Raw genomic sequence first — 18,785 nt, forward strand, 5'->3', positions numbered from 1 at the left:
ACCCATGACGCCAAGGGCCGTCCTCCGCGCCATGTTTGACGCCGCCGTTGATGCGGCGCTGCCGGAGAAATCCGTGCCCCTCCACATGCCAGCGAAGCCCAAGGGGCGCACGATCGTCATTGGAGCAGGCAAGGCATCCGCCGCGATGGCAAGGGTCTTTGAAGACCATTGGGATGCGCCCCTCGAAGGGCTGATCGTGACGCGCTATGGCCATGCCGTTCCCACCCGCCGACTGCGCGTCGTCGAGGCAGCCCATCCCGTGCCGGATGCAGCGGGTGAACGCGCCGCAGCGGAGATGTTGAAGCTGGTCCAGGGCCTCACGTCCGATGACCTCGTTGTCGCGCTGATGTCGGGTGGCGGTTCGGCCCTTCTCAGTCTTGCTGCGGAGGGCGTGAGCGTTGAGGAAAAGCGTGCCGTGAACAAGGCACTGCTGAAGTCGGGTGCGCCCATCCAGGAGATGAATTGCGTGCGCAAGCATCTCTCGCGGATCAAGGGCGGACGGCTTGCCGCCGCTGCATTTCCGGCCCGCGTGGAGACCCTGGTGATTTCGGATGTGCCCGGTGATGATGTATCGGCAGTTGCGTCCGGACCTACCGTTGCTGATCCCACAACCCATGCCGACGCACGGGCCGTGCTTGCCAAATACAATATTGATGTCCCGCTGGCCGTCCGCCGTCACCTCGAAGCGGCCTCAGATGAAACGCCGAAGGCGGGAGACCCTCGCCTTGCAAATGCACGTGCGACATTGATTGCATCTCCGCAGTCCTCACTCGAAGCGGCAGCCGCCGTGGCCCGCCAGAACGGGTTGACCCCGCTGATTTTGGGCGATGCCCTGGAGGGGGAAGCACGTGACGTGGGATTTGTGATGGCGGGCATTGCCCGGCAGGTCCGCCAGTTCGCGCAACCGGCGAAGGCGCCTTGCGTCCTCATTTCCGGCGGCGAAACGACGGTGACGGTGCGGGGCGATGGTGTCGGTGGCCGCAACGTGGAATTCCTGCTGGCGCTCGCTCTCAAGCTCGCGGGCGCCCCCGGTATTCACGCGCTGGCAGCAGATACCGACGGTGTCGATGGCGCCATGGAAGTTGCGGGTGCAATCATCTCGCCCGATACATTGACCCGCGCCCGGGCCAAGGGGACGGATGCCTGGGACATGCTGGCCCGCAATGACGCCCACACCTTCTTCAAGCTGCTGGGCGATCAGGTGATCACGGGACCGACGCTCACCAACGTCAACGACTTCCGCGCCATTCTCGTGGAGTGACGTCCGCCTCTAGCGGCTCTCGATCTCACCAGATTCAATCACCTTCAGCGTACTGGAGAAGGCCGCCTCCAGGTGTTCCGACATGGCCCGCCGGGCTCGCTCGGGATCCTTGCTGTTGAGGGCGCGTATGATGCTGCGATGTTGCTCCAGAGTTGCCTCGCCCTGTCCCTGCCGCGGCAACATGACATGGCGGCAACGGTCCAACTGCGCCTTCGAAATGTCGATCGCCCGCCACAGCCGGTCCAGATGGCTGATGTCGGCGATGTAGCGGTGGAACTTGTCGTCTGTCACGATGGCTTCGGCGAAGCGGCGGCGCTCGATCGCGCGCGCGTGTTGCAACAGAAGGTCGTTCAGCACCTCGGCATGACTGTCGTTCATGCGATGGGCAGCCTGCGCCGCGCTCTCCATCTCCAATGCGCGACGAATGAGATAGGCCTGCTCCACTTCGGCCCGGTCGATATGCGAAGCCCGGGTGCCCGATTGCGCAACCACATCGACGAGATGCTCATCGCTCAGTTTCTTGACCGCCTCTCGTACGGGTGTGCGCGAGACATTGAGTTTGGCCGCAATCAACTTCTCATCAAGAATGTCGCCTGGCGCAATGCGTCCGGACAGGATGAGATGGCGGACGAGATCATAGATCTGGTCGCGCAGGGGCCGGGAACGGTCAAGGCGACTGGCGTCAAGTTCGTGGGCCATGCCTGACATACTAATATAACAGTTCTGGACAGCAACCTTAAAACCTGCAAAATTCCCCGGAGCACACAAGAAAAAAACACGGGAGAGCGTCATGGCAGCAAACAACTATCCCAAGCTGCACAATGCGATGTGGCCAGGTCTGGTGGGACGGGGATCGAAAGAGATTCCCGCGATCGACCTCGACACGATGATCGACCTGACGGTCAAGGCCGAGGTCAACGGCGTCAAGTTCGACGGTATCGACATCTTTCATGCGGCCCCCCACACCAGCATTGATTTTTCCGATGACGAGGTAAAGCGCCTTGCCGACAAGGCCCGGCGGAACAACCTTGCGATCGGCTCCATCGTGGCGCCCGTCTGGCCGCCCGTGGGGGGCGGTTCGGCAATGGGTTCACCCAGCGACCGCAAGAAATTCGTGGCAAACGTGGAGAAATCCTGCCGCCTTGGTGCGAAGCTCCGGGATCTCGGCGTCCGTGACTACGGCGTTATCCGGATCGACTCCGCCACAAGCACGGCCGATTGGGCCAAGGATCCCGTTGCCAACACCAAGAAGATCGCCAAGACTTTTCGGGAAGCCTGCAGCGTCGCAGCCGACTATGGAGAACGCCTCGCCTGCGAAGGTGAAATCTGCTGGGGCGGCATGAATTCCTGGAAGGACATGGTTGACACGCTTGAAGAGACGGATCGACCCCAGATCATCGGTTTCCAGGCAGACATGGCCCACACCCTTCTCTTCACCATGGGCTACAATGCGCCGAAGTCGCGCCTTCTGCCGGCGAAGTATGACTGGAAGGACAAGGCCCTCCTTGATGAAGCGCTGAAGAAAATGACGGACGCGCTTCGTCCGTGGACCATCGATATGCATATCGCGCAGAACGATGGCACCGTGAAGGGTCTCGGCTATCACGACAAGACGGGCCATCACTGCGAAGTGGATGACAAGAAGGGCAAGCTCAACGTCACCAAGCATGCAGGTTACTGGCTGCGGGACCGGGATGGCGAACTGGTGAAGGCCTTCCGCCACATCTGCTGGGATGGCTGCATGTTCTCCCCCGATGTGATGATGAACCCCAAGACCTGGACGAACATCCTCGCGGCGATGATGAAGGTCCGCGAGAAGCATGGGTGGGTGGCGTAATGGCCAAGAAGAAACTCAACGTCGGCATGGTGGGTTACGGCTTCATGGGCCGGGCCCATTCCAACGCATTTTCGCAGGTTGGTCATTTCTTTGACCTCCCATACCAGCCGGTGCTGAAGGCCGCCTGCGCCCGCAACGCCGAAAAACTCAACGATTTCGCGGCACAATGGGGCTATGAATCGACCGAAAACGATTGGCGGAAACTGATTGAGCGCAAGGATATCGATCTCATCGACATCGCCGCGCCCAACGACATGCATCTCGACATAGCCCTTGCCGCCGCCGCTGCGGGCAAGATGGTGATGTGCGAAAAGCCGCTTGGCCGGAATGCTGCGGAATCGCGCAAGATGGTCGATGCGGTGGAGCGCGCCAAGATTCCCAACATGGTCTGGTACAACTACCGGCGCGTACCCGCCGTGACCCTCGCCAAGCAATTGATCGACGAGGGACGGCTTGGCAAGATTTTCCACTATCGCGCGAAATTCCTCCAGGACTGGACCATTTCGGCAGACCTTCCCCAAGGCGGGCAGGGACTTTGGCGCCTTGATGTGAACGTGGCGGGTTCCGGCGTGACGGGCGACTTGCTGGCCCATTGCATCGACACGGCGATGTGGCTGAACGGCGGCATCGACAAGGTGATCGGCCTCACCGAAACCTTCATCAAGGAGCGCCAGCATAATCTCACCGGCAAGAAGGAAGCAGTCGGCATCGATGATGCAAGCCTGTTCCTGGCCCGGTTTGACAACGGGTCCCTCGCCAATTTCGAGGCGACACGCTACGCGCGAGGACACAAGGCGCTCTACACCCTTGAGATCAACGGTGAGAAGGCTTCGATCTTCTGGGACCTCCACGACCTTCACCGCCTCCAGTATTTCGATCACCGCGACGAAGGCCGCACCCGCGGCTGGCGCTCAATCCATGTGACGGATGGAGACCATCCCTACATGGCCAAGTGGTGGGTGCCGGGCCTGCAGATCGGTTACGAGCATTCGTTTGTCCATCAGGTTGCAGACTTCATTGAGGGCCTGAGCCAGGGCCAATCAGCCGCGCCGACCTTCCGGGAAGCCATGGCAACTGACCTCGTAACCGACGCGGTGCTCAAATCTGCGGCAACCGGGCATTGGGAAAGTGCCAAGGGTTGAAGGCGATGAAGAGGACTTTCCATCAAAGACTTGCAACTCGATGCACGTGCGCTAGGCTCACATCGAAATTGGGAACGGACCATGCCGCCGAGCAGTGAAAGCGCACTTTCCATCAGTGGTGTCAGCAAGCATTACGGGCGTGTGCGCGCCCTTGAAGACTTGTCGTTCACGGTCGAAGAAGGAAAGTTCTTCGTCCTGTTCGGACCAAGCTCCGTGGGCAAGACCACGACGCTGCGCACGATTGCCGGGCTCGTTCGCCCCGACAAGGGCAGCGTGCACATCTTCGGGCGCGACAAGACCGATGCGGAAATCGCCGGACGCGGCGTCTCCATGGTCTTCCAGTCCTTCGCGCTGTATCCCCATCTCACGGTTTACCAGAACTTCGCCTATCCCCTGCTCGAAGAAAAAGTTCCGAAGGACGAGATTGACAAGCGTGTCCGCGAAACCGCGGCCATGCTGAAGCTCGACAAGAAGGTGGATCGCAAGCCCAACACGCTTTCGGGCGGCGAACAGCAGCGCGTGGCGCTGGGCCGGTCCCTGATCCGCCGTCCCAAGATTCTTCTGCTGGACGAGCCACTGACCAACCTTGATGCAAAGCTGCGTCACGACATGCGCGCCGAACTGAAGCGTCTGCACCGGCAGTTCGGCCTTACCATTGTCTATGCCACGCCGGACGAACTGGAAGCCCTGTCCATGGGCGAGGAAATCGCTGTCATGCGCGATGGCGGCGTTGTGCAGATCGGCACGCCCGACGAACTGTACGAAAACCCGAAGGACACCTATGTGGCAGGCAAGATCGGCTCGCCGCACATGAACATGATCCGTGGCAAAACCACCAAGGACCGTTCCGCCTTCGAGAGCAAGTTCGGCGCACTGGCGCTCGGCCGAAAGCTCGTCACGGCGGAAGCAGGTGAGGAGTCCATTCTCGGCATACGGCCAAGCGACCTTCGTTTTACGGGCAAGGGCGAGAAGGGCCACGATGTCAGCATCGCCATGCTGGAGCCTCTGGGCGACGTAACGGTCGTATCCGTCGAGGCCCATGGTGAGACACTGCGGCTCATCCTGCCGGAATCAGCAGCGACGTCGCTCGCCCCCGGGCAGGCCGCATCCATCTATCTTGATCCGAAGAAGTTCCACATCTTCCGCGCTTCCAGCGGTCAGGCATTGTCCTGACGTGAAGAGCCTGAAGGAATAAACGGTAACAAAGGGAGGAAACCTCAAGATGACCGTGATGACCACTATGAAAACCTTCGCGACGGCGGCCGGGTTTGCCGCCACGCTGATGGTTGGGGGCGCCTCCCTGGCGTCCGCCGAAGAAGTGACACTGACGATGGCGGTGCCGGACTGGCCTCCGACCCGCATCATGAAGAAGTTCTTTGACGAGCAGTACAAGCCCAAGTCTGGCAACACCGTGAAGCTTGACGTGGACTTCATTCCGTGGCCGGACTTCTACACGCGCGTCAACGCTTCGCTGACGTCGGGTGAACAGAAGTACAACTTCATCGTTTCGGACTCGCAGTGGCTCGGTGCCTTCGTGGAAGGCGGTTACTTCCGCAAGATCAACGATCTCCTCGAAGCTGACCCGGATTTCATGGCAACCTTCAAGTCGATCCATCCCAATCCGCTCAACGCCTATTCCACCTATCCGCACAAGTCCGAGAATTACTACGGCTTCCCGCAGTTCCCGGATGTGCTCGTGACCTATGGTCGCTCCGACATCCTCTGCAATGAAGAAGAGCAGAAGAATTTCCAGGCCAAGTACAGCAAGAAGCTGCCGTGCACGGGCGAGGAAATCGACGCGATGACGTGGGATGACTATCGCAACGTCGGCGAATTCTTCATGCGCAAGAAGGGCGACATGTTGGCTGGCAAGCCTGCCGAAGACGATTTCTACGGAATCGCCTATCAGGCCGGCAAGGGCTACGACTTCTCGTCCATGCAGATCAACGGCATGATCTGGCAGATGGGCGGCGATACCTGGGACGAAACAAAGGCCCCCAAGGGCCAGGCCGAAGGTGTCGTAAACTCTCCTGAGGCCGTGAAGGCGCTGGAGAAGTATCTCGACATGATCCAGTTCATGCCGCCGGTGGCCAAGACCGGCACCATGGACATCTTCAAGTCCGACGAACTGTTCCGTGAAGGCAAGGTTGCCATGAACGTGGACTGGATCGGCCTCGGCGAAGCCTCCCTCGACCCGAAGTCGTCCAAGGTTTCCGACAAGCTGGTCTTCGGCCAGATGCCCGGAACCATGGGCCCCGACGGCAAGATGATCCGCTGGTCGAACATCGGTGGTCAGCCCTTCGTGCTGACAACCTGGACGACGGATTCGCAGATCAAGGAAGCGGTCGAATTCGTGAAATGGTGGCTGTCTCCTGAGATCCAGCACCAGTTCGCAGCCGGTGGTGGCCAGTCTGCCATCAAGTCCGTGTACGAAGATCCCAAGTACGTGACTTACCGTCCTTGGAACCGTGCCTGGGCTCCGCAGCTCGATTGGCAGAAGGACGTGTGGCACGTGCCGCAATTCTTCGAATTGCTGACGCAGCAGCAGGACCAGTTCGACCTCGCCATCACCGGTAAGCAGGATGCCAAGACGACCTTGGACAACATCGCCAAGTTCCAGCAGAACCTGCTCAAGGAAGCCGGCCTGATCGAATAACCTTACGCCCGGGATGCGCGGGGGTCACCCTCCGCGCATCCTGATCCTTTCCTTATCCTTCCATTCCGGGACCCCATGACCGCCGTCACCTCATCTCGCCCAGCAGTGGCCCTCTTCCTGCCTTCGGCGGACAATTGGAAATTGGCCATCCTTGCGGGCATCGTCCTCACCATATTGTCGGTGCTGCTCTTGCCGGCCAAAGCTGCCTTCTGGGTGGTTGGCGCTGCAGCAGCCCTCATCGCAGCCGCATTTGTCGTCAACGCCTACCGCCGGCAGTATTATGGCGGTCTCCTCGTTGCGCCGGCGATCGCCGTCCTGTTCGTGATGAACATCTTTCCGCTGCTCTGGTCGCTCGGGCTTTCCTTCTTCGCTTACCAGTCCAACCAGCAGACGATCCGCTTCGTCGGCTTGCAGAACTACATCAAGGTCCTCACCAACGACCTGGCCGCAGCCGACAACTGGAAGGCGCTCATCAACACGGCGATGTTCGTGATCTTCACCGTCGCTACCCAGATGGTCGTGGGCTTCCTTCTGGCACTCTTGTTCTCAAAACAATTTCCGCTGCGCCGCTACCTGTTGATCCTGGTGCTCACGCCCATGATGTTGTCGGTCGTGGCCTCCGGCGTCTTCTTCACCTACTACTACGACCCGACCTTCGGCATTCTCTCCTACATGATGAACAGCCTCACGGGACAGCAGTTCATTCTGATGGACAACAAGGTGGGTGCGGTTGCGGGCATCGTCTTTGCCGACGCCTGGATGTGGTCGCCCTTCGTCATGCTTCTGGTGCTCGCCGGGCTCGTCTCAGTTCCGAAATATCTCTACGAGGCCGCCGCCATCGACCGGGTGTCCGGCTGGCGGCAGTTCTGGACCATCACATTTCCCTACATCCGCGGCCTGTTGATGCTGGCGCTTCTCTTCCGCACCATCGAGGCCTTCAAGCTCGCTGATCTTGTCATTCTGCTCACCAAGGGCGGCAATGACACGATGACGATTTCATACCACCTCATCCGCATCGCCAACGAACAGAACAAGACAAGCGAAGGCGCTGCAATTTCCTACGTCATGCTCTTCATGGTGATCGTGTTGACGAACCTCTACCTTTATTTGGCCAACCGCCGCAGCCAGGGAACCTGATCCATGTCTGGCGCTACATCCTTCCTCGAAAAAATCGGTTTGAAGAGCAGCGGCGGTGTCGATACCGCCGGCTGGGGGCGGACACTGGTGGTCGCCGTTGTCAGCTTCATCTACTTCCTTCCTGTGCTGATGATCATCTTCACGGCGTTCAAGCCGCAGGACGCGGCCCTCTCCGTTCCGCCCACCTTGTCGCCCACGTCGCTCTTCGGATTGATTCCCGACCAGTTCGTCTTCACGCCGACACTCGAGAATTTCGCGTCCGTATTCTCGCGCGTCATGACGGCCGGCGGGCAACCTGAAAACACAGGCTTCGACCGCTTCTTCTTCAACTCCATCTTCATTTCGTCCGTGTCGGTCCTGCTGGCACTGGTAATTGGTACCCTCGCGTCCTACGGCTTCTCGCGCTACCCGCTGAAGGGGAACGACACGTATCTCTTCATTATCCTCACCACGCGCATGTTGCCGGCGATTGTCGTCATCATCCCGGTGATCCTGATGTTCCGCGTTGTAGGCCTGTCCGGTTCCTACATTGGCATCATCATGCTCTACACGGCCTTCAACCTGGCCTTTACGATCTGGATGATGAAGAGCTTTTTCGACGAACTTTCAACCGACGTGGAGGACGCAGCGCGAATTGATGGATCATCTGAGCCCAAGGTGTTCTTCAAGATCTGCCTGCCGCAGGTGGTCGCGGGGCTCGCCGCCACCTTCGTTTTCGGCCTCATCCTCACCTGGAACGAGTTCCTTTTCGCCCTGCTGCTGACCGGTGTCGATACACGCACAGTTCCGGTGGCGATGAACCAGGCCGTCTCGTCCGGCGGTCGCGGCACGGACTGGACGCTGCTCGCCTCCATCGAAACACTCTTCCTCATCCCTGTCTTCCTTGTGACGTTCTTCCTGCAGGGTCACCTGCTGCGCGGCGTCACCTTCGGAACCGTGAAGCGCTGAAACATGTCGACAATTGAAATTCGCAAGGTCACCAAGAAGTTCGGCGAGTTCGTTGCCGTCAAGGACGCGGACCTCTCCGTGAAGGCTGGCGAAGTGGTCTGCCTCCTGGGGCCATCAGGCTGCGGGAAGACAACGACGCTTCGCATGATTGCCGGGCTGGAACGGGCCACTGCAGGCGAAGTGATCATCGCTGGCCAGCGGATGAACGACCTGCCGCCGGAAAAGCGCGACATCGCCATGGTGTTCCAATTCTACGCCCTCTATCCCGCGCTCACGGTGGGCGAGAACATCGCCATGCCGCTGCACTATGAGAAGATCTCGCCCGCCGAGATCAAGGCGCGCGTGGGCATGGTGGCGGACATCCTGCATCTCACCGGCGTTCTCGATCGCCTTCCCGGCCATGTCTCGGAGGGTGAGAAGCAACGCGTGGCCGTCGCCCGCGCCATCGTGCGCGACCCCAACTGTTTCCTCTTCGACGAGCCCCTGTCCCGCCTCGACGTCGAGCTGCGCCACTCAATGCGCGGGCAGATCAAAGGCGTGCTGTCCAATCTGTCCAAGGCCACTGTCATCGTGACCCATGACCAGCTCGAGGCGCTCACCATGGCGGATCGCATCGCCATCATGCGCGATGGTGTGATCGAACAGGTGGGTACCCCCCACGAAGTCTTCGCCAAGCCGGCAAACGTCTTCGTCGCAAGTTTCATCGGCACGCCGCAGATGAATCTCGTGGAAGTCGAAATGAAATCCGTGACGGATGGCAAGGCGGAACTGACCTTCAACGATGCCCCGCTCTCCATCGCCGTCAACCCGGCCGTGGCAGGATTGAAGAGCGCCAAGGTCACGATCGGCATTCGCCCGCGTGCCTTTGCCCCGGTGGCCAAGGCGTCGAAATCGGCGATTACCGCGGTGGCGGAACTGATCGAGCCCATGGGGGCTGAAACCCTCATCCACGCCCGCACCAAGACGGGCAGCGACATCCGTGTGGTGGTACCACGCGAGAAGCGCGTGAAAATGGGCGAGGTGTTGCACCTGCAACCCGATGCAGCGCAAACCCATGTCTTTGCGGAAGGCGGAAAGGCGGTGCGCGCATGAACAGCAACCCGGAACGCGGCATTCTCACGCCAAAATCGGCGCTTCGCCTTGAATATTTCATCATCGGCCTGGGGATCCTGGCGTTGCTGATGATCTTCCAACCCTTCTCGATCACGCTCTTCACACTTGGTAGCATTGTGGTGGTGGCGGCGGGTCTCATCAACAACCTGCTTCCGCTGGCGCAGCCCGGCGTGGCCAAGCGCTCGGTGGTCACCGTCGCCATGGTGGTCGCGATGACCTTCTGCATCGTGCTGTTGATCTCGATCCTGTCCGCATATCTCTATGGCGCCTTCTTCCTTAAGCCGCCGGATCCCAATACGACGGCTGGCAAGGTGCAGTTGAACGCAACACCCTGGTACATGCACAGCTTCACCTGGGCCATCGCCGCAGTTGCCGTGGTCCTGGCGGGCCTGATTTCGCGGCGGTCTCGCAGCCGGGCGTGACCTGCCATGGCAGCTGATGTTTCCGTCATCGGGCTCTATATTCTCGATATCCTGGGCCGCCCCGTACGCCGCATTCCGGATCGGGGCGACGTGGATTTCATCGAGGAAATCCGCCTGACTGTTGCGGGAACTGCCGGCGGCACGGTGGTCGACTGCGCCAAATTGGGATTGGAATGTTTGGCCGCCGGGGCTGTCGGTGACGACGAAAAAGCAGACTGGATGCTGATGCAGATGCAGAAACATGGCATCGACGTTTCAGCCATGCAGCGCATTTCCGGCGTGCCCACCTCCGCAACGATTCTGAACATCCGCCCCAATGGCGACAGGCCAGCCCTGCATGTGCGCGGCGCGTCAGATCAATTTGACGTGCGAACGGAACAGTATGATGTGGTTCTCGATGCTCCAATCATACACTTGGGTGGCACGGGTCTGCTCCGAACACTCGACGGCGCATCGAGCCTCGCCCTGCTGCGCGAGGCCAAGGCGAGAGGCAAGACCGTCACCTTCGATCTCATTGCCGCAAATGAGGAAACCACGGGAATGGTGCTTCCGCTTTTACCTTTCATCGATTTCTTCATGCCCTCCATCGACGAGGCGCAAGCCATGTCTGGCCGGGACACGCCTGACGACTGCGCCCGGTACTATCTCGATCACGGCGCCACTGCCTGCTGTTTCACGCTGGGCGGCGACGGAGCCTATTATGCCCATCGTGACGGCGCGCGCTTCTCCATGCCAGCCTATGAACTCGACGTGGTGGACACCACGGGCTGCGGCGATGCCTTCGATGCCGGCATGATTGCTGCCATCCACCATGGCATGGACGCCGAGACATCCGTGCGGTTTGCACAAGCCGCCGCTGGCCTCGTGGCAACGGGACTCGGTTCTGACGCCGGCATCATTTCGTTCGAACACACGCTGCACTGCATGAAGACGTGGAAGGTAAAATCATGAGATTCAAAGGCCGTCGTGCCATTGTCACCGGAGGAATGTCGGGTATCGGCGAGGCTGTCGCCAAACGCCTGGCAGCAGAAGGCTGTGCCGTTGCCGTGTGGGACATGACCGGCGGCATCAAGACCGACATCTCCGATCCGGCATCGGTGGATGCTGCCATCGCGGCAACACTGAAGCAGATCGGTGGGATTGATATCCTCGTCAACAGCGCGGGCATCACCGGCCCTACCGTCCCAGTGGATGGCTTTCCCATTGATGGCTGGATCAAGACCATGGCGGTCAACGTCAACGGGACGTTCTTCACCAACCGTGCCGTTCTCCCGCACATGATCGCGCAGAACTATGGCCGCATCGTCAACATTGCATCGATTGCAGGCAAGGAAGGCAATCCCAATGCGTCGGCCTATTCGGCGTCGAAGGCCGCCGTTATCGGCTTCACCAAGTCGCTGGCCAAGGAAACCGCAAAATACAATATCACGGCAAATGCGGTGACACCGGCGGCCGTGCGCACACCGATCTTCGACCAGATGCCGCAAACCCATATTGATTTCATGCTCTCCAAGATTCCCAAGGGCCGTTTCGGAACCGTGGAAGAAAATGCCAGTCTCATCTGCTGGCTGGCCTCGGAAGAGTGTTCCTTCTCCACTGGGGCGGTGTTTGACATTTCGGGCGGCCGCGCAACTTACTGAGCGAAACGGCGGAACATCGCCGGTCTTTTGCGCGTTCGGAAGGGAAAGGACAGATCATGCCCAATCCCGACAGCGAGAATCCCGACCTCGTTAAACAGCACGTTGAAAAAGGCCGCATGGGCGACCGGGAATTGCAGCGAAAGGCTGGGAAGCCGCCCGGCACTCCCGATCCCGATGACCGCACGCCACCTCGCCAGGGAGACCCCGAGCAGGTTGAAAACGTAGCGGGACGCGAGCAGCGGAAGCCGAACCGCCCGTCTGACGATGAGAAGACCCATCCCACGGGGCGCAACGACCGGAAGTGATCAGACCGCAGTATAGCCTCCGTCGATGAGCAGGTCTTGGCCGTTCACAAGATCCGATGCGGACGATGCCAGGAACAGGATCATGTCCGCAACCTCAATGGGCTTGCCAAAGCGTGCGGCGGGAATTTTCGCCTTCATCGGATCACCCTTCGTTGGGTCGCCCCAAACCTGTTCGCCCATGGGCGTGAGGATGACCGTGGGACAAACCGAGTTGATTTGGATGTTGTGTTTGGCCCACTCCACCGTCATCACCTTGGTCAGCATGTTCAGGCCGCCCTTTGAGGCAGCGTATGCGCCATGGGCTTCCAGACCAACCACGCCGGCCTGCGACGAAATATTGATGATCTTACCGCGCTTCTGCTTGATCATGCCAGGTACCACCGTGCGGGCCAGAAGGAACGGTGCCCGAAGATTGACTGCCATCGTCTGGTCCCAGTCCTGGACTTTGGCATCGAGAAGCGGATCAATAAGCGCAATACCGGCATTATTGACCAGAATGTCGATGGTACCGAAGGCTGCCAGCGCTTTTCGCGCCGCCTCGACGGGACCTTCCGCGTCTCCCATGTCAGCGCCGATGGTAACGCAACGACGTCCTGCGGCTTCCACCGCACGTGCCACCTCCTTCAGCCCTGCCGCATCACGCCCTACCGCTGCAATGTCAGCACCCGCATCAGCGAGCACCTTGCACGCTTCAAGGCCAATGCCCTTCGTCGCTCCTGTGACCAATGCCGTCCGTCCGGCAAGTCCAAAGCGCTTCTCCCAATTGCTCATGTCGTTCTCCATTCCATGCCACCGTTTCAGCGTCTCCCGTTGTCCGGGTCAACTGCCTGTTGTGCGGGAAGCGTCTCGAGGCATGCGGATTGTAAGGCAGGTGGCGGACTGTTAGACCAGCAGAATGTCTCACGTTCCCGACCATGACCCGGAAACCGGCGAACTGCGCGAAAATGGGCACGGCAATATCGTCGAATATTCGGTGTCCGATATTGCCAACGCCCTCAAGCGCAGCATCGAAGAGCGCTTTGGCCACGTGCGGGTGCGCGGCGAGATTTCGGGATTTAAAGGTCCGCATTCCTCCGGTCACTGCTATTTCAGCATCAAGGATGAAGGCGCGAAACTGGATGCCGTGGTGTGGCGCGGAAGTTTTGCGCGCCTGCGCGCCAACTTGCAGGAAGGCCTGGAGGTCATCGTCACCGGCAAATTGACGTCCTATCCCGGCAAGTCATCCTACCAGATCATCGTGGAGGCGGCAGAACCCGCTGGCGTGGGCGCGCTGATGGCCCTGCTTGAAGACCGTCGGAGGAAGCTCGCCGCCGAAGGCCTGTTTGATACAGCCCGCAAGCGCGCGCTGCCCTATCTGCCGGAGGTGATCGGCATCGTCACGTCGCCGACGGGGGCCGTGATCCGCGACATCCTTCACCGGCTCAAGGACCGCTTTCCCCGCCGCGTGATCGTGTGGCCCGTGCGGGTGCAGGGCGACTCGGCTGCGGCCGAAGTTGCCGCGGCGATCCACGGCTTCAATGCCATGGCGGAGCGTCCCGACGTGTTGATCGTGGCGCGCGGCGGTGGTTCGCTGGAAGATCTTTGGCCCTTCAATGATGAGTTAGTCGTCCGCGCCGTCGCGGCCAGCCACATTCCCCTCGTGTCAGCCATCGGCCACGAGACGGATACCACGCTGATTGACCATGCCGCCGATTGGCGCGCACCGACCCCGACCGCCGCGGCGGAAAGAGTGGTTCCGGTGCGGGGCGAATTGCTGGCCGACCTGACGTCGTTGCAGGCGCGCCAGAGCCGCGCCATCCTCCGCGTCATTTCTGAGCGGAAGCTGCGCATCGAATCCGCAGCCCGCGCCTTGCCTACGCCGGATGATGTAATGGCCATCGTGCGACAGAGGCTGGATGGACTGGCTCAGCGGCTACCGGCAGGCCTGCGCTCCAACCTGCAACGCCATGCCGTCCTTCTCGCCAACCAGCGCGGACGCCTCTCGATTGGGGTGGTGCAGCAGCGCCTTGCGGAACTTCGCCGCCGGATCACGGAGGCGCGGAGCCGGCAGGAAAGGGGCGTGCGACACATATTCGCCCGCCAGCAGGACCGTTTCCTCGGCGAAACCAAGCTCCTGCAATCCCTCAGCTACCGCTCCGTGCTCGCCCGCGGCTTCGCCGTTGTGCGTGGCGCCGACGGGAAGCCCCTGCATCAGGCCGCTGACGTGAAACCCGGAATGCGCCTGTCGATTGAATTCGCCGATGGGGAAGTGGACGCCACCTCGGGAAAGAAGGGGAGCGACATCCGTCAAGGGAGCCTCTTTTAGGAACACCGTGAACGCGCTATGGCCCATCGCATGAACAGACTGGACTCGCTCCTACCACCCCGCCGCGAGGCGAAATTGCGCTATCTCGACCATGATTTCGAGGTGTTGCAAGAGGGCGAATTTGTGCGCTGTTCCGTATCAGGCGATCCCATTCGGCTCGACAACCTGCGCTACTGGTCCATCGAGAAGCAGGTCGCCTACAAATCGGCGCTGGAGGCCTTCAAGGATTATCTGGCGAAACTTACGTGAGCAGGTGGGTGACGGCGGTGCTGATCCAGCGGTAGGCATCTTCCTGGAACACAACACCAAGGTTGGCGACGAGCAGGAACAACTGGATCACTTCCACAGTCTGGTTGCGCATGCGATGTTTGGCCGTCGCCTGACGAACGATGTAGAACACCAGGAAGAGGGTGTTGACGGCAAGAAGCTGCAAGGCCAGTGGAGGATTGCCCTTGGCCAAAATCCTGTACAGGCCATCCCAATCGGCCGACCAGAAATAGTTCATGAAAGACACGGTTGTTCCCGATCCAAGCACTGCCGCCTCGCTACAGCCTAGCAGCAACCCCTTAAAGAGTGGTTTCGGGGCGGAAACGCGGCCGGGGCCAGACAACGGGGGCCACTGGCAATATGTTTTGCGCTGCGATATAAGCCCGGCCTTGGTTTGGAGTATCTCAGATGAAGACCGCATGGACCCCCGACAGCTGGCGCAAGTTCCCCGTCGTCCAGATGCCGGATTACGCCGACAAGGATAAGCTGAACACCGTGGAAGGCCGGCTCGCCGGTTTCCCGCCGCTCGTCTTTGCCGGTGAGGCCCGCAAGCTCAGGAAATCACTCGCCCGCGTCGCCGAAGGCCGCGCCTTTCTGTTGCAGGGTGGCGACTGTGCCGAAAGCTTCGCCGAACATTCGGCAGACAACATCCGTGACTTCTTCCGTGTCTTCCTGCAGATGGCGGTCGTGTTGACCTTTGCCGGCGGGCAGCCTGTGGTGAAGGTCGGCCGCATCGCCGGACAATTCGCCAAGCCGCGTTCTTCGCCCACCGAGACACTCGATGGCGTCGAATATCCGATCTATCGGGGCGACATCATCAACGCGCCGGAAGCGACACTGGCGGGCCGCGAGCCCGACCCGGAGCGCCAGATCATGGCCTACCGCCAGTCGGCGGCGACCATGAACCTCCTGCGCGCCTTCGCCCAGGGCGGTTATGCCAACCTCGAGAACGTGCACAAGTGGACGCTGGGCTTCCTCAAGGACTCTCCCGCCTTCGAGCAGTATCAGGACCTCGCCGACCGCATCTCGGAAACCCTGGGCTTCATGAAGGCCTGCGGCATCACTGCGGAAACGGCACCTCAACTGCGCGCCACCGATTTCTACACCAGCCACGAAGCCCTTCTTCTCGGCTACGAGCAGGCACTGACCCGCGTCGATTCCACCAGCGGCGACTGGTACGCAACATCCGGACACATGCTCTGGATCGGCGACCGCACGCGCCAGCCGGATCACGCCCATGTTGAATTCTGCCGCGGCGTGAAGAACCCCATCGGCCTCAAATGTGGACCTTCGCTGAAGCCGGATGAACTGATCCGCCTCATCGATGCACTCAATCCGCAGAACGAGGCAGGCCGTCTCACGCTGATCGCCCGCTTCGGCGCCGACAAGGTTGAAAAGCACCTGCCCGACCTGATCCGCGCGGTGAAGCGCGAAGGACGTGTCGTCGTCTGGTCCTGCGATCCCATGCACGGCAATACGGTGAAGAGCACCAGCGGCTACAAGACCCGGCCGTTCGACCTGATCCTCAAGGAAGTCAGGAACTTCATGGCCGTGCACCGCGCCGAGGGCACCCACGCGGGCGGCATCCATGTCGAAATGACGGGCAAGGATGTGACCGAATGCACGGGCGGGCTCCGCGCCTTGCGCGATGAAGACCTGAATGACCGCTATCACACCTTCTGCGATCCCCGCCTCAATGCGGCGCAGGCGCTGGAGCTGTCTTTCCTGGTGGCCGAGGAAATCAAAAAGGAACTGGCGCTCCGTCCGCGCATCTCCGACGAGGATGCGGTGGAAGCAGCCGAATAAGTCTTCAGCCTCGGGCCAAAGGGTCAGATCACGGCCCTGTGACAACGTTACATGAAGCGCGCTCTTGCGAAGCAGGGGCGCGCTTCTTACGTTTGTAACGAAAGAAATTACAGATAGAGGCGCCGACATGATCGACCTGCATTACTGGCCCACGCCGAATGGCCACAAGATCACGATATTCTTGGAAGAATCCGGTCTGCCGTACACCATCCAGCGGGTTGATATCGGCAAGGGAGATCAGTTCAAACCCGACTTCCTCAAGATTGCGCCCAACAACCGGATGCCGGCCATTGTGGACAACGCACCGTCTGATGGCGGGGCGCCTCTCAGCGTTTTTGAATCTGGTGCAATCCTCCACTACCTCGCCGACAAGACCGGCAAATTCCTGCCTCGGGATGTGAGGGGCCGCACGCAAGTCATGCAGTGGTTGTTGTGGCAGATGGCCGGGCTTGGCCCCATGGCCGGGCAGAACGGCCACTTCAATTCCTACGCACCTGAGAAGGTGCCCTACGCCATTGATCGTTATACCAAGGAAACATCCCGCCTGTACGGCGTGCTGAACAAGCGCCTCGCAAGCCATGAGTTCATCGCCGATGACTATTCCATCGCCGACATGGCCTGTTATCCGTGGATCGTGCCCCACGAGGCCCACAAGCAGAACCTTGGCGACTTCCCTCACCTGAAGCGCTGGTTCGACGCCATCAAGTCTCGCCCTGCCGTGGAGCGTGCCTACGCGATGGCACCGCCGCGCAAGCCCATGACCGACGAAGAGCGCAAGGTTCTCTTCGGCCAGGATGCCTCAACCGTCAGGGCGTAGGTGCGAATTCCGCCGCGATGGATTTTCCGCCGCGGCGGAACTCGGTGAGGATGTGGGCGAAGAGGGCCACGAGCACCACGCCGCCGCCGATCAGTGTCATGGGTGCTGGCGTTTCGCCCATGAACAACCACACCCAGAACGGCGTGAAGGGTACTTCCAACGCCGCGAGGAGCGTTGCCTCGGCGGCGGGAATGCGTTTGGTGCCGAAGGTGTAGAAGATCAGTCCGGCCGCGTTCTGGCAGGTGCCGAAGGCGGCGCAGAGCAGGATTTCCGCCGTAGGAGTATTCCCGGGGCTTGCCCAACTGAAGCAGAAGGCGGAACACAGCCAGGCCGACAAAGCCATCGCGGGCAGCATGGGGAGGTCCCGATGCCCGCGCATGATGACTGAAAATCCCGCCATGCTGAGCGTCATGAGGACAGCAAGTCCCTTGCCCGTCATGGACCCGCCCCAGTCCGCCCCCAGCAGCATGACCAGCACCCCGGCCAGAGCCACGCCGCTGGCGATGATGGTGGAACGGGACGTCCGTTCGCCGATCAGGACGTAAGCCACACCGGCCGTCACGAATGGCACGGTGGCATAGATGACCATGGCATCGGCCACGCTGCCGTAGCGGATGGAGCCGATGCCGGTGATCATGCCCGCCGCCGAGAGGACGGCGACCACAAGCCCAGGCCAGCCCATCCGGAAAAATTCCCGGCCAGCGTGGCGGCCCTCGATCAGCACAAAGACGAGAAAGATGGCAGTGCCGCTGAACAAGCCCCGCCAGAACAACATGGTCATGAGGTCAGCCGAAATCAGCCGCGTGAAGACGCCTGCCGATGACCAGCTGAGCGCGGCCATGCCGGTGAGGAAGAGACCAAGACGGTGTGAGGAATGGGGCGACACGGTTCCGCAAGCTATCAGGGCCTTGCGTGCCTGCCAGTCCGGAAACGGCATGGCAACCCTGCAAATGCGCCGCACTTGACGGGGGCGGGGGCTTTCGCGCATGTAACGCCCATGACCACCGCCCGCCAGCCTGCCGTTAACATTTGCGGCATTATCATTTGCACCTAGCGTTCATACCGCTGGCTCGGCGCCGCTTGTCTCACCCCTAAGCAAAGCGATCCCGGAGCCGGCCTCCGAGAGATC

General features: G+C 60.6%; 20 protein-coding genes. 16 read left to right on the top strand and 4 right to left on the bottom strand.

Features of this window, described 5'->3' with window-relative positions; genetic code table 11:
• Window positions 1-4: 4 nt before the first annotated feature.
• Window positions 5-1,261, top strand: a complete 1,257-nt coding sequence (locus IPM06_06325) for a glycerate kinase (GenBank protein MBK8770030.1) — start codon at window positions 5-7, stop codon at window positions 1,259-1,261.
• Window positions 1,262-1,270: 9 nt separating this feature from the next.
• Here IPM06_06325 and IPM06_06330 read toward each other — a convergent pair whose 3' ends face one another.
• Window positions 1,271-1,960, bottom strand: a complete 690-nt coding sequence (locus tag IPM06_06330; protein MBK8770031.1) for a GntR family transcriptional regulator — start codon at window positions 1,958-1,960, stop codon at window positions 1,271-1,273.
• A gap of 91 nt (window positions 1,961-2,051) precedes the next feature.
• Between IPM06_06330 and IPM06_06335 the strand changes: the two genes are divergently transcribed.
• From IPM06_06335 to IPM06_06385, 11 genes are all read left to right on the top strand, one after another.
• A complete protein-coding gene (locus IPM06_06335) occupies window positions 2,052-3,098 on the top strand; it encodes a TIM barrel protein (GenBank protein MBK8770032.1) in 1,047 nt (348 codons plus the stop codon).
• Window positions 3,098-4,240 (top strand): Gfo/Idh/MocA family oxidoreductase, encoded by a 1,143-nt coding sequence (locus IPM06_06340; GenBank protein MBK8770033.1) that lies wholly within the window; start codon window positions 3,098-3,100, stop codon window positions 4,238-4,240. Before IPM06_06335 ends, IPM06_06340 begins: the two co-directional genes overlap by 1 nt.
• 81 nt (window positions 4,241-4,321) lie before the next feature.
• The gene (locus IPM06_06345) at window positions 4,322-5,413 is read left to right on the top strand and encodes an ABC transporter ATP-binding protein (protein ID MBK8770034.1); all 1,092 of its coding nucleotides are present in this window, start codon (window positions 4,322-4,324) and stop codon (window positions 5,411-5,413) included.
• Window positions 5,414-5,462: 49 nt separating this feature from the next.
• Entirely contained in the window at window positions 5,463-6,896 is a 1,434-nt protein-coding gene (locus IPM06_06350; GenBank protein ID MBK8770035.1) for an extracellular solute-binding protein, read from the top strand.
• A 75-nt stretch (window positions 6,897-6,971) separates the two neighbouring features.
• The gene (locus IPM06_06355; protein MBK8770036.1) at window positions 6,972-8,033 is read left to right on the top strand and encodes a sugar ABC transporter permease; all 1,062 of its coding nucleotides are present in this window, start codon (window positions 6,972-6,974) and stop codon (window positions 8,031-8,033) included.
• A gap of 3 nt (window positions 8,034-8,036) precedes the next feature.
• The gene (locus IPM06_06360) at window positions 8,037-8,981 is read left to right on the top strand and encodes a carbohydrate ABC transporter permease (GenBank protein MBK8770037.1); all 945 of its coding nucleotides are present in this window, start codon (window positions 8,037-8,039) and stop codon (window positions 8,979-8,981) included.
• 3 nt (window positions 8,982-8,984) lie between these two features.
• On the top strand, window positions 8,985-10,073 hold the full coding sequence (locus IPM06_06365; GenBank protein ID MBK8770038.1) for an ABC transporter ATP-binding protein: 1,089 nt from the start codon (window positions 8,985-8,987) through the stop codon (window positions 10,071-10,073).
• Complete coding sequence (locus tag IPM06_06370; GenBank protein MBK8770039.1) at window positions 10,070-10,516, top strand: hypothetical protein; 447 nt, start codon at window positions 10,070-10,072, stop codon at window positions 10,514-10,516. Before IPM06_06365 ends, IPM06_06370 begins: the two co-directional genes overlap by 4 nt.
• 6 nt (window positions 10,517-10,522) lie before the next feature.
• Window positions 10,523-11,467, top strand: a complete 945-nt coding sequence (locus IPM06_06375) for a sugar kinase (GenBank protein MBK8770040.1) — start codon at window positions 10,523-10,525, stop codon at window positions 11,465-11,467.
• A complete protein-coding gene (locus IPM06_06380; protein ID MBK8770041.1) occupies window positions 11,464-12,156 on the top strand; it encodes an SDR family oxidoreductase in 693 nt (230 codons plus the stop codon). Before IPM06_06375 ends, IPM06_06380 begins: the two co-directional genes overlap by 4 nt.
• Window positions 12,157-12,212: 56 nt before the next feature.
• Window positions 12,213-12,461 carry a hypothetical protein gene (locus tag IPM06_06385; protein ID MBK8770042.1) on the top strand — a complete coding sequence of 83 codons (249 nt, stop codon included), beginning with the start codon at window positions 12,213-12,215 and terminating at the stop codon, window positions 12,459-12,461.
• Here the strand turns inward: IPM06_06385 and IPM06_06390 are convergent, their stop codons facing one another.
• Window positions 12,462-13,232 (bottom strand): glucose 1-dehydrogenase, encoded by a 771-nt coding sequence (locus IPM06_06390; GenBank protein ID MBK8770043.1) that lies wholly within the window; start codon window positions 13,230-13,232, stop codon window positions 12,462-12,464.
• Between the two features lie 124 nt (window positions 13,233-13,356).
• On the opposite strand from IPM06_06390, the gene IPM06_06395 reads away from it, so the two are divergent.
• Together IPM06_06395 and IPM06_06400 are read left to right on the top strand one after the other, a co-directional pair.
• Window positions 13,357-14,766, top strand: a complete 1,410-nt coding sequence (locus IPM06_06395; protein ID MBK8770044.1) for an exodeoxyribonuclease VII large subunit — start codon at window positions 13,357-13,359, stop codon at window positions 14,764-14,766.
• A 30-nt stretch (window positions 14,767-14,796) separates the two neighbouring features.
• Entirely contained in the window at window positions 14,797-15,015 is a 219-nt protein-coding gene (locus IPM06_06400) for a DUF2093 domain-containing protein (GenBank protein MBK8770045.1), read from the top strand.
• Here IPM06_06400 and IPM06_06405 read toward each other — a convergent pair.
• Window positions 15,008-15,271: a hypothetical protein gene (locus IPM06_06405; GenBank protein MBK8770046.1), complete on the bottom strand. Its 264-nt coding sequence runs from the start codon at window positions 15,269-15,271 to the stop codon at window positions 15,008-15,010. The genes IPM06_06400 and IPM06_06405 overlap by 8 nt on opposite strands.
• Window positions 15,272-15,441: 170 nt before the next feature.
• Here IPM06_06405 and IPM06_06410 point away from each other — a divergent pair, with 170 nt between their 5' ends.
• Together IPM06_06410 and IPM06_06415 are read left to right on the top strand one after the other, a co-directional pair.
• Entirely contained in the window at window positions 15,442-16,839 is a 1,398-nt protein-coding gene (locus tag IPM06_06410) for a 3-deoxy-7-phosphoheptulonate synthase class II (protein MBK8770047.1), read from the top strand.
• 127 nt (window positions 16,840-16,966) lie between these two features.
• Entirely contained in the window at window positions 16,967-17,656 is a 690-nt protein-coding gene (locus tag IPM06_06415; protein ID MBK8770048.1) for a glutathione S-transferase N-terminal domain-containing protein, read from the top strand.
• On the opposite strand, the gene IPM06_06420 is transcribed toward IPM06_06415, so the two are convergent.
• Window positions 17,646-18,593 carry a DMT family transporter gene (locus tag IPM06_06420; GenBank protein MBK8770049.1) on the bottom strand — a complete coding sequence of 316 codons (948 nt, stop codon included), beginning with the start codon at window positions 18,591-18,593 and terminating at the stop codon, window positions 17,646-17,648. The genes IPM06_06415 and IPM06_06420 overlap by 11 nt on opposite strands.
• Window positions 18,594-18,785: the final 192 nt, after the last annotated feature.

The organism is Hyphomicrobiales bacterium (genome assembly GCA_016710435.1).
Taxonomy (GTDB): Bacteria; Pseudomonadota; Alphaproteobacteria; order Rhizobiales; family Aestuariivirgaceae; genus Aestuariivirga.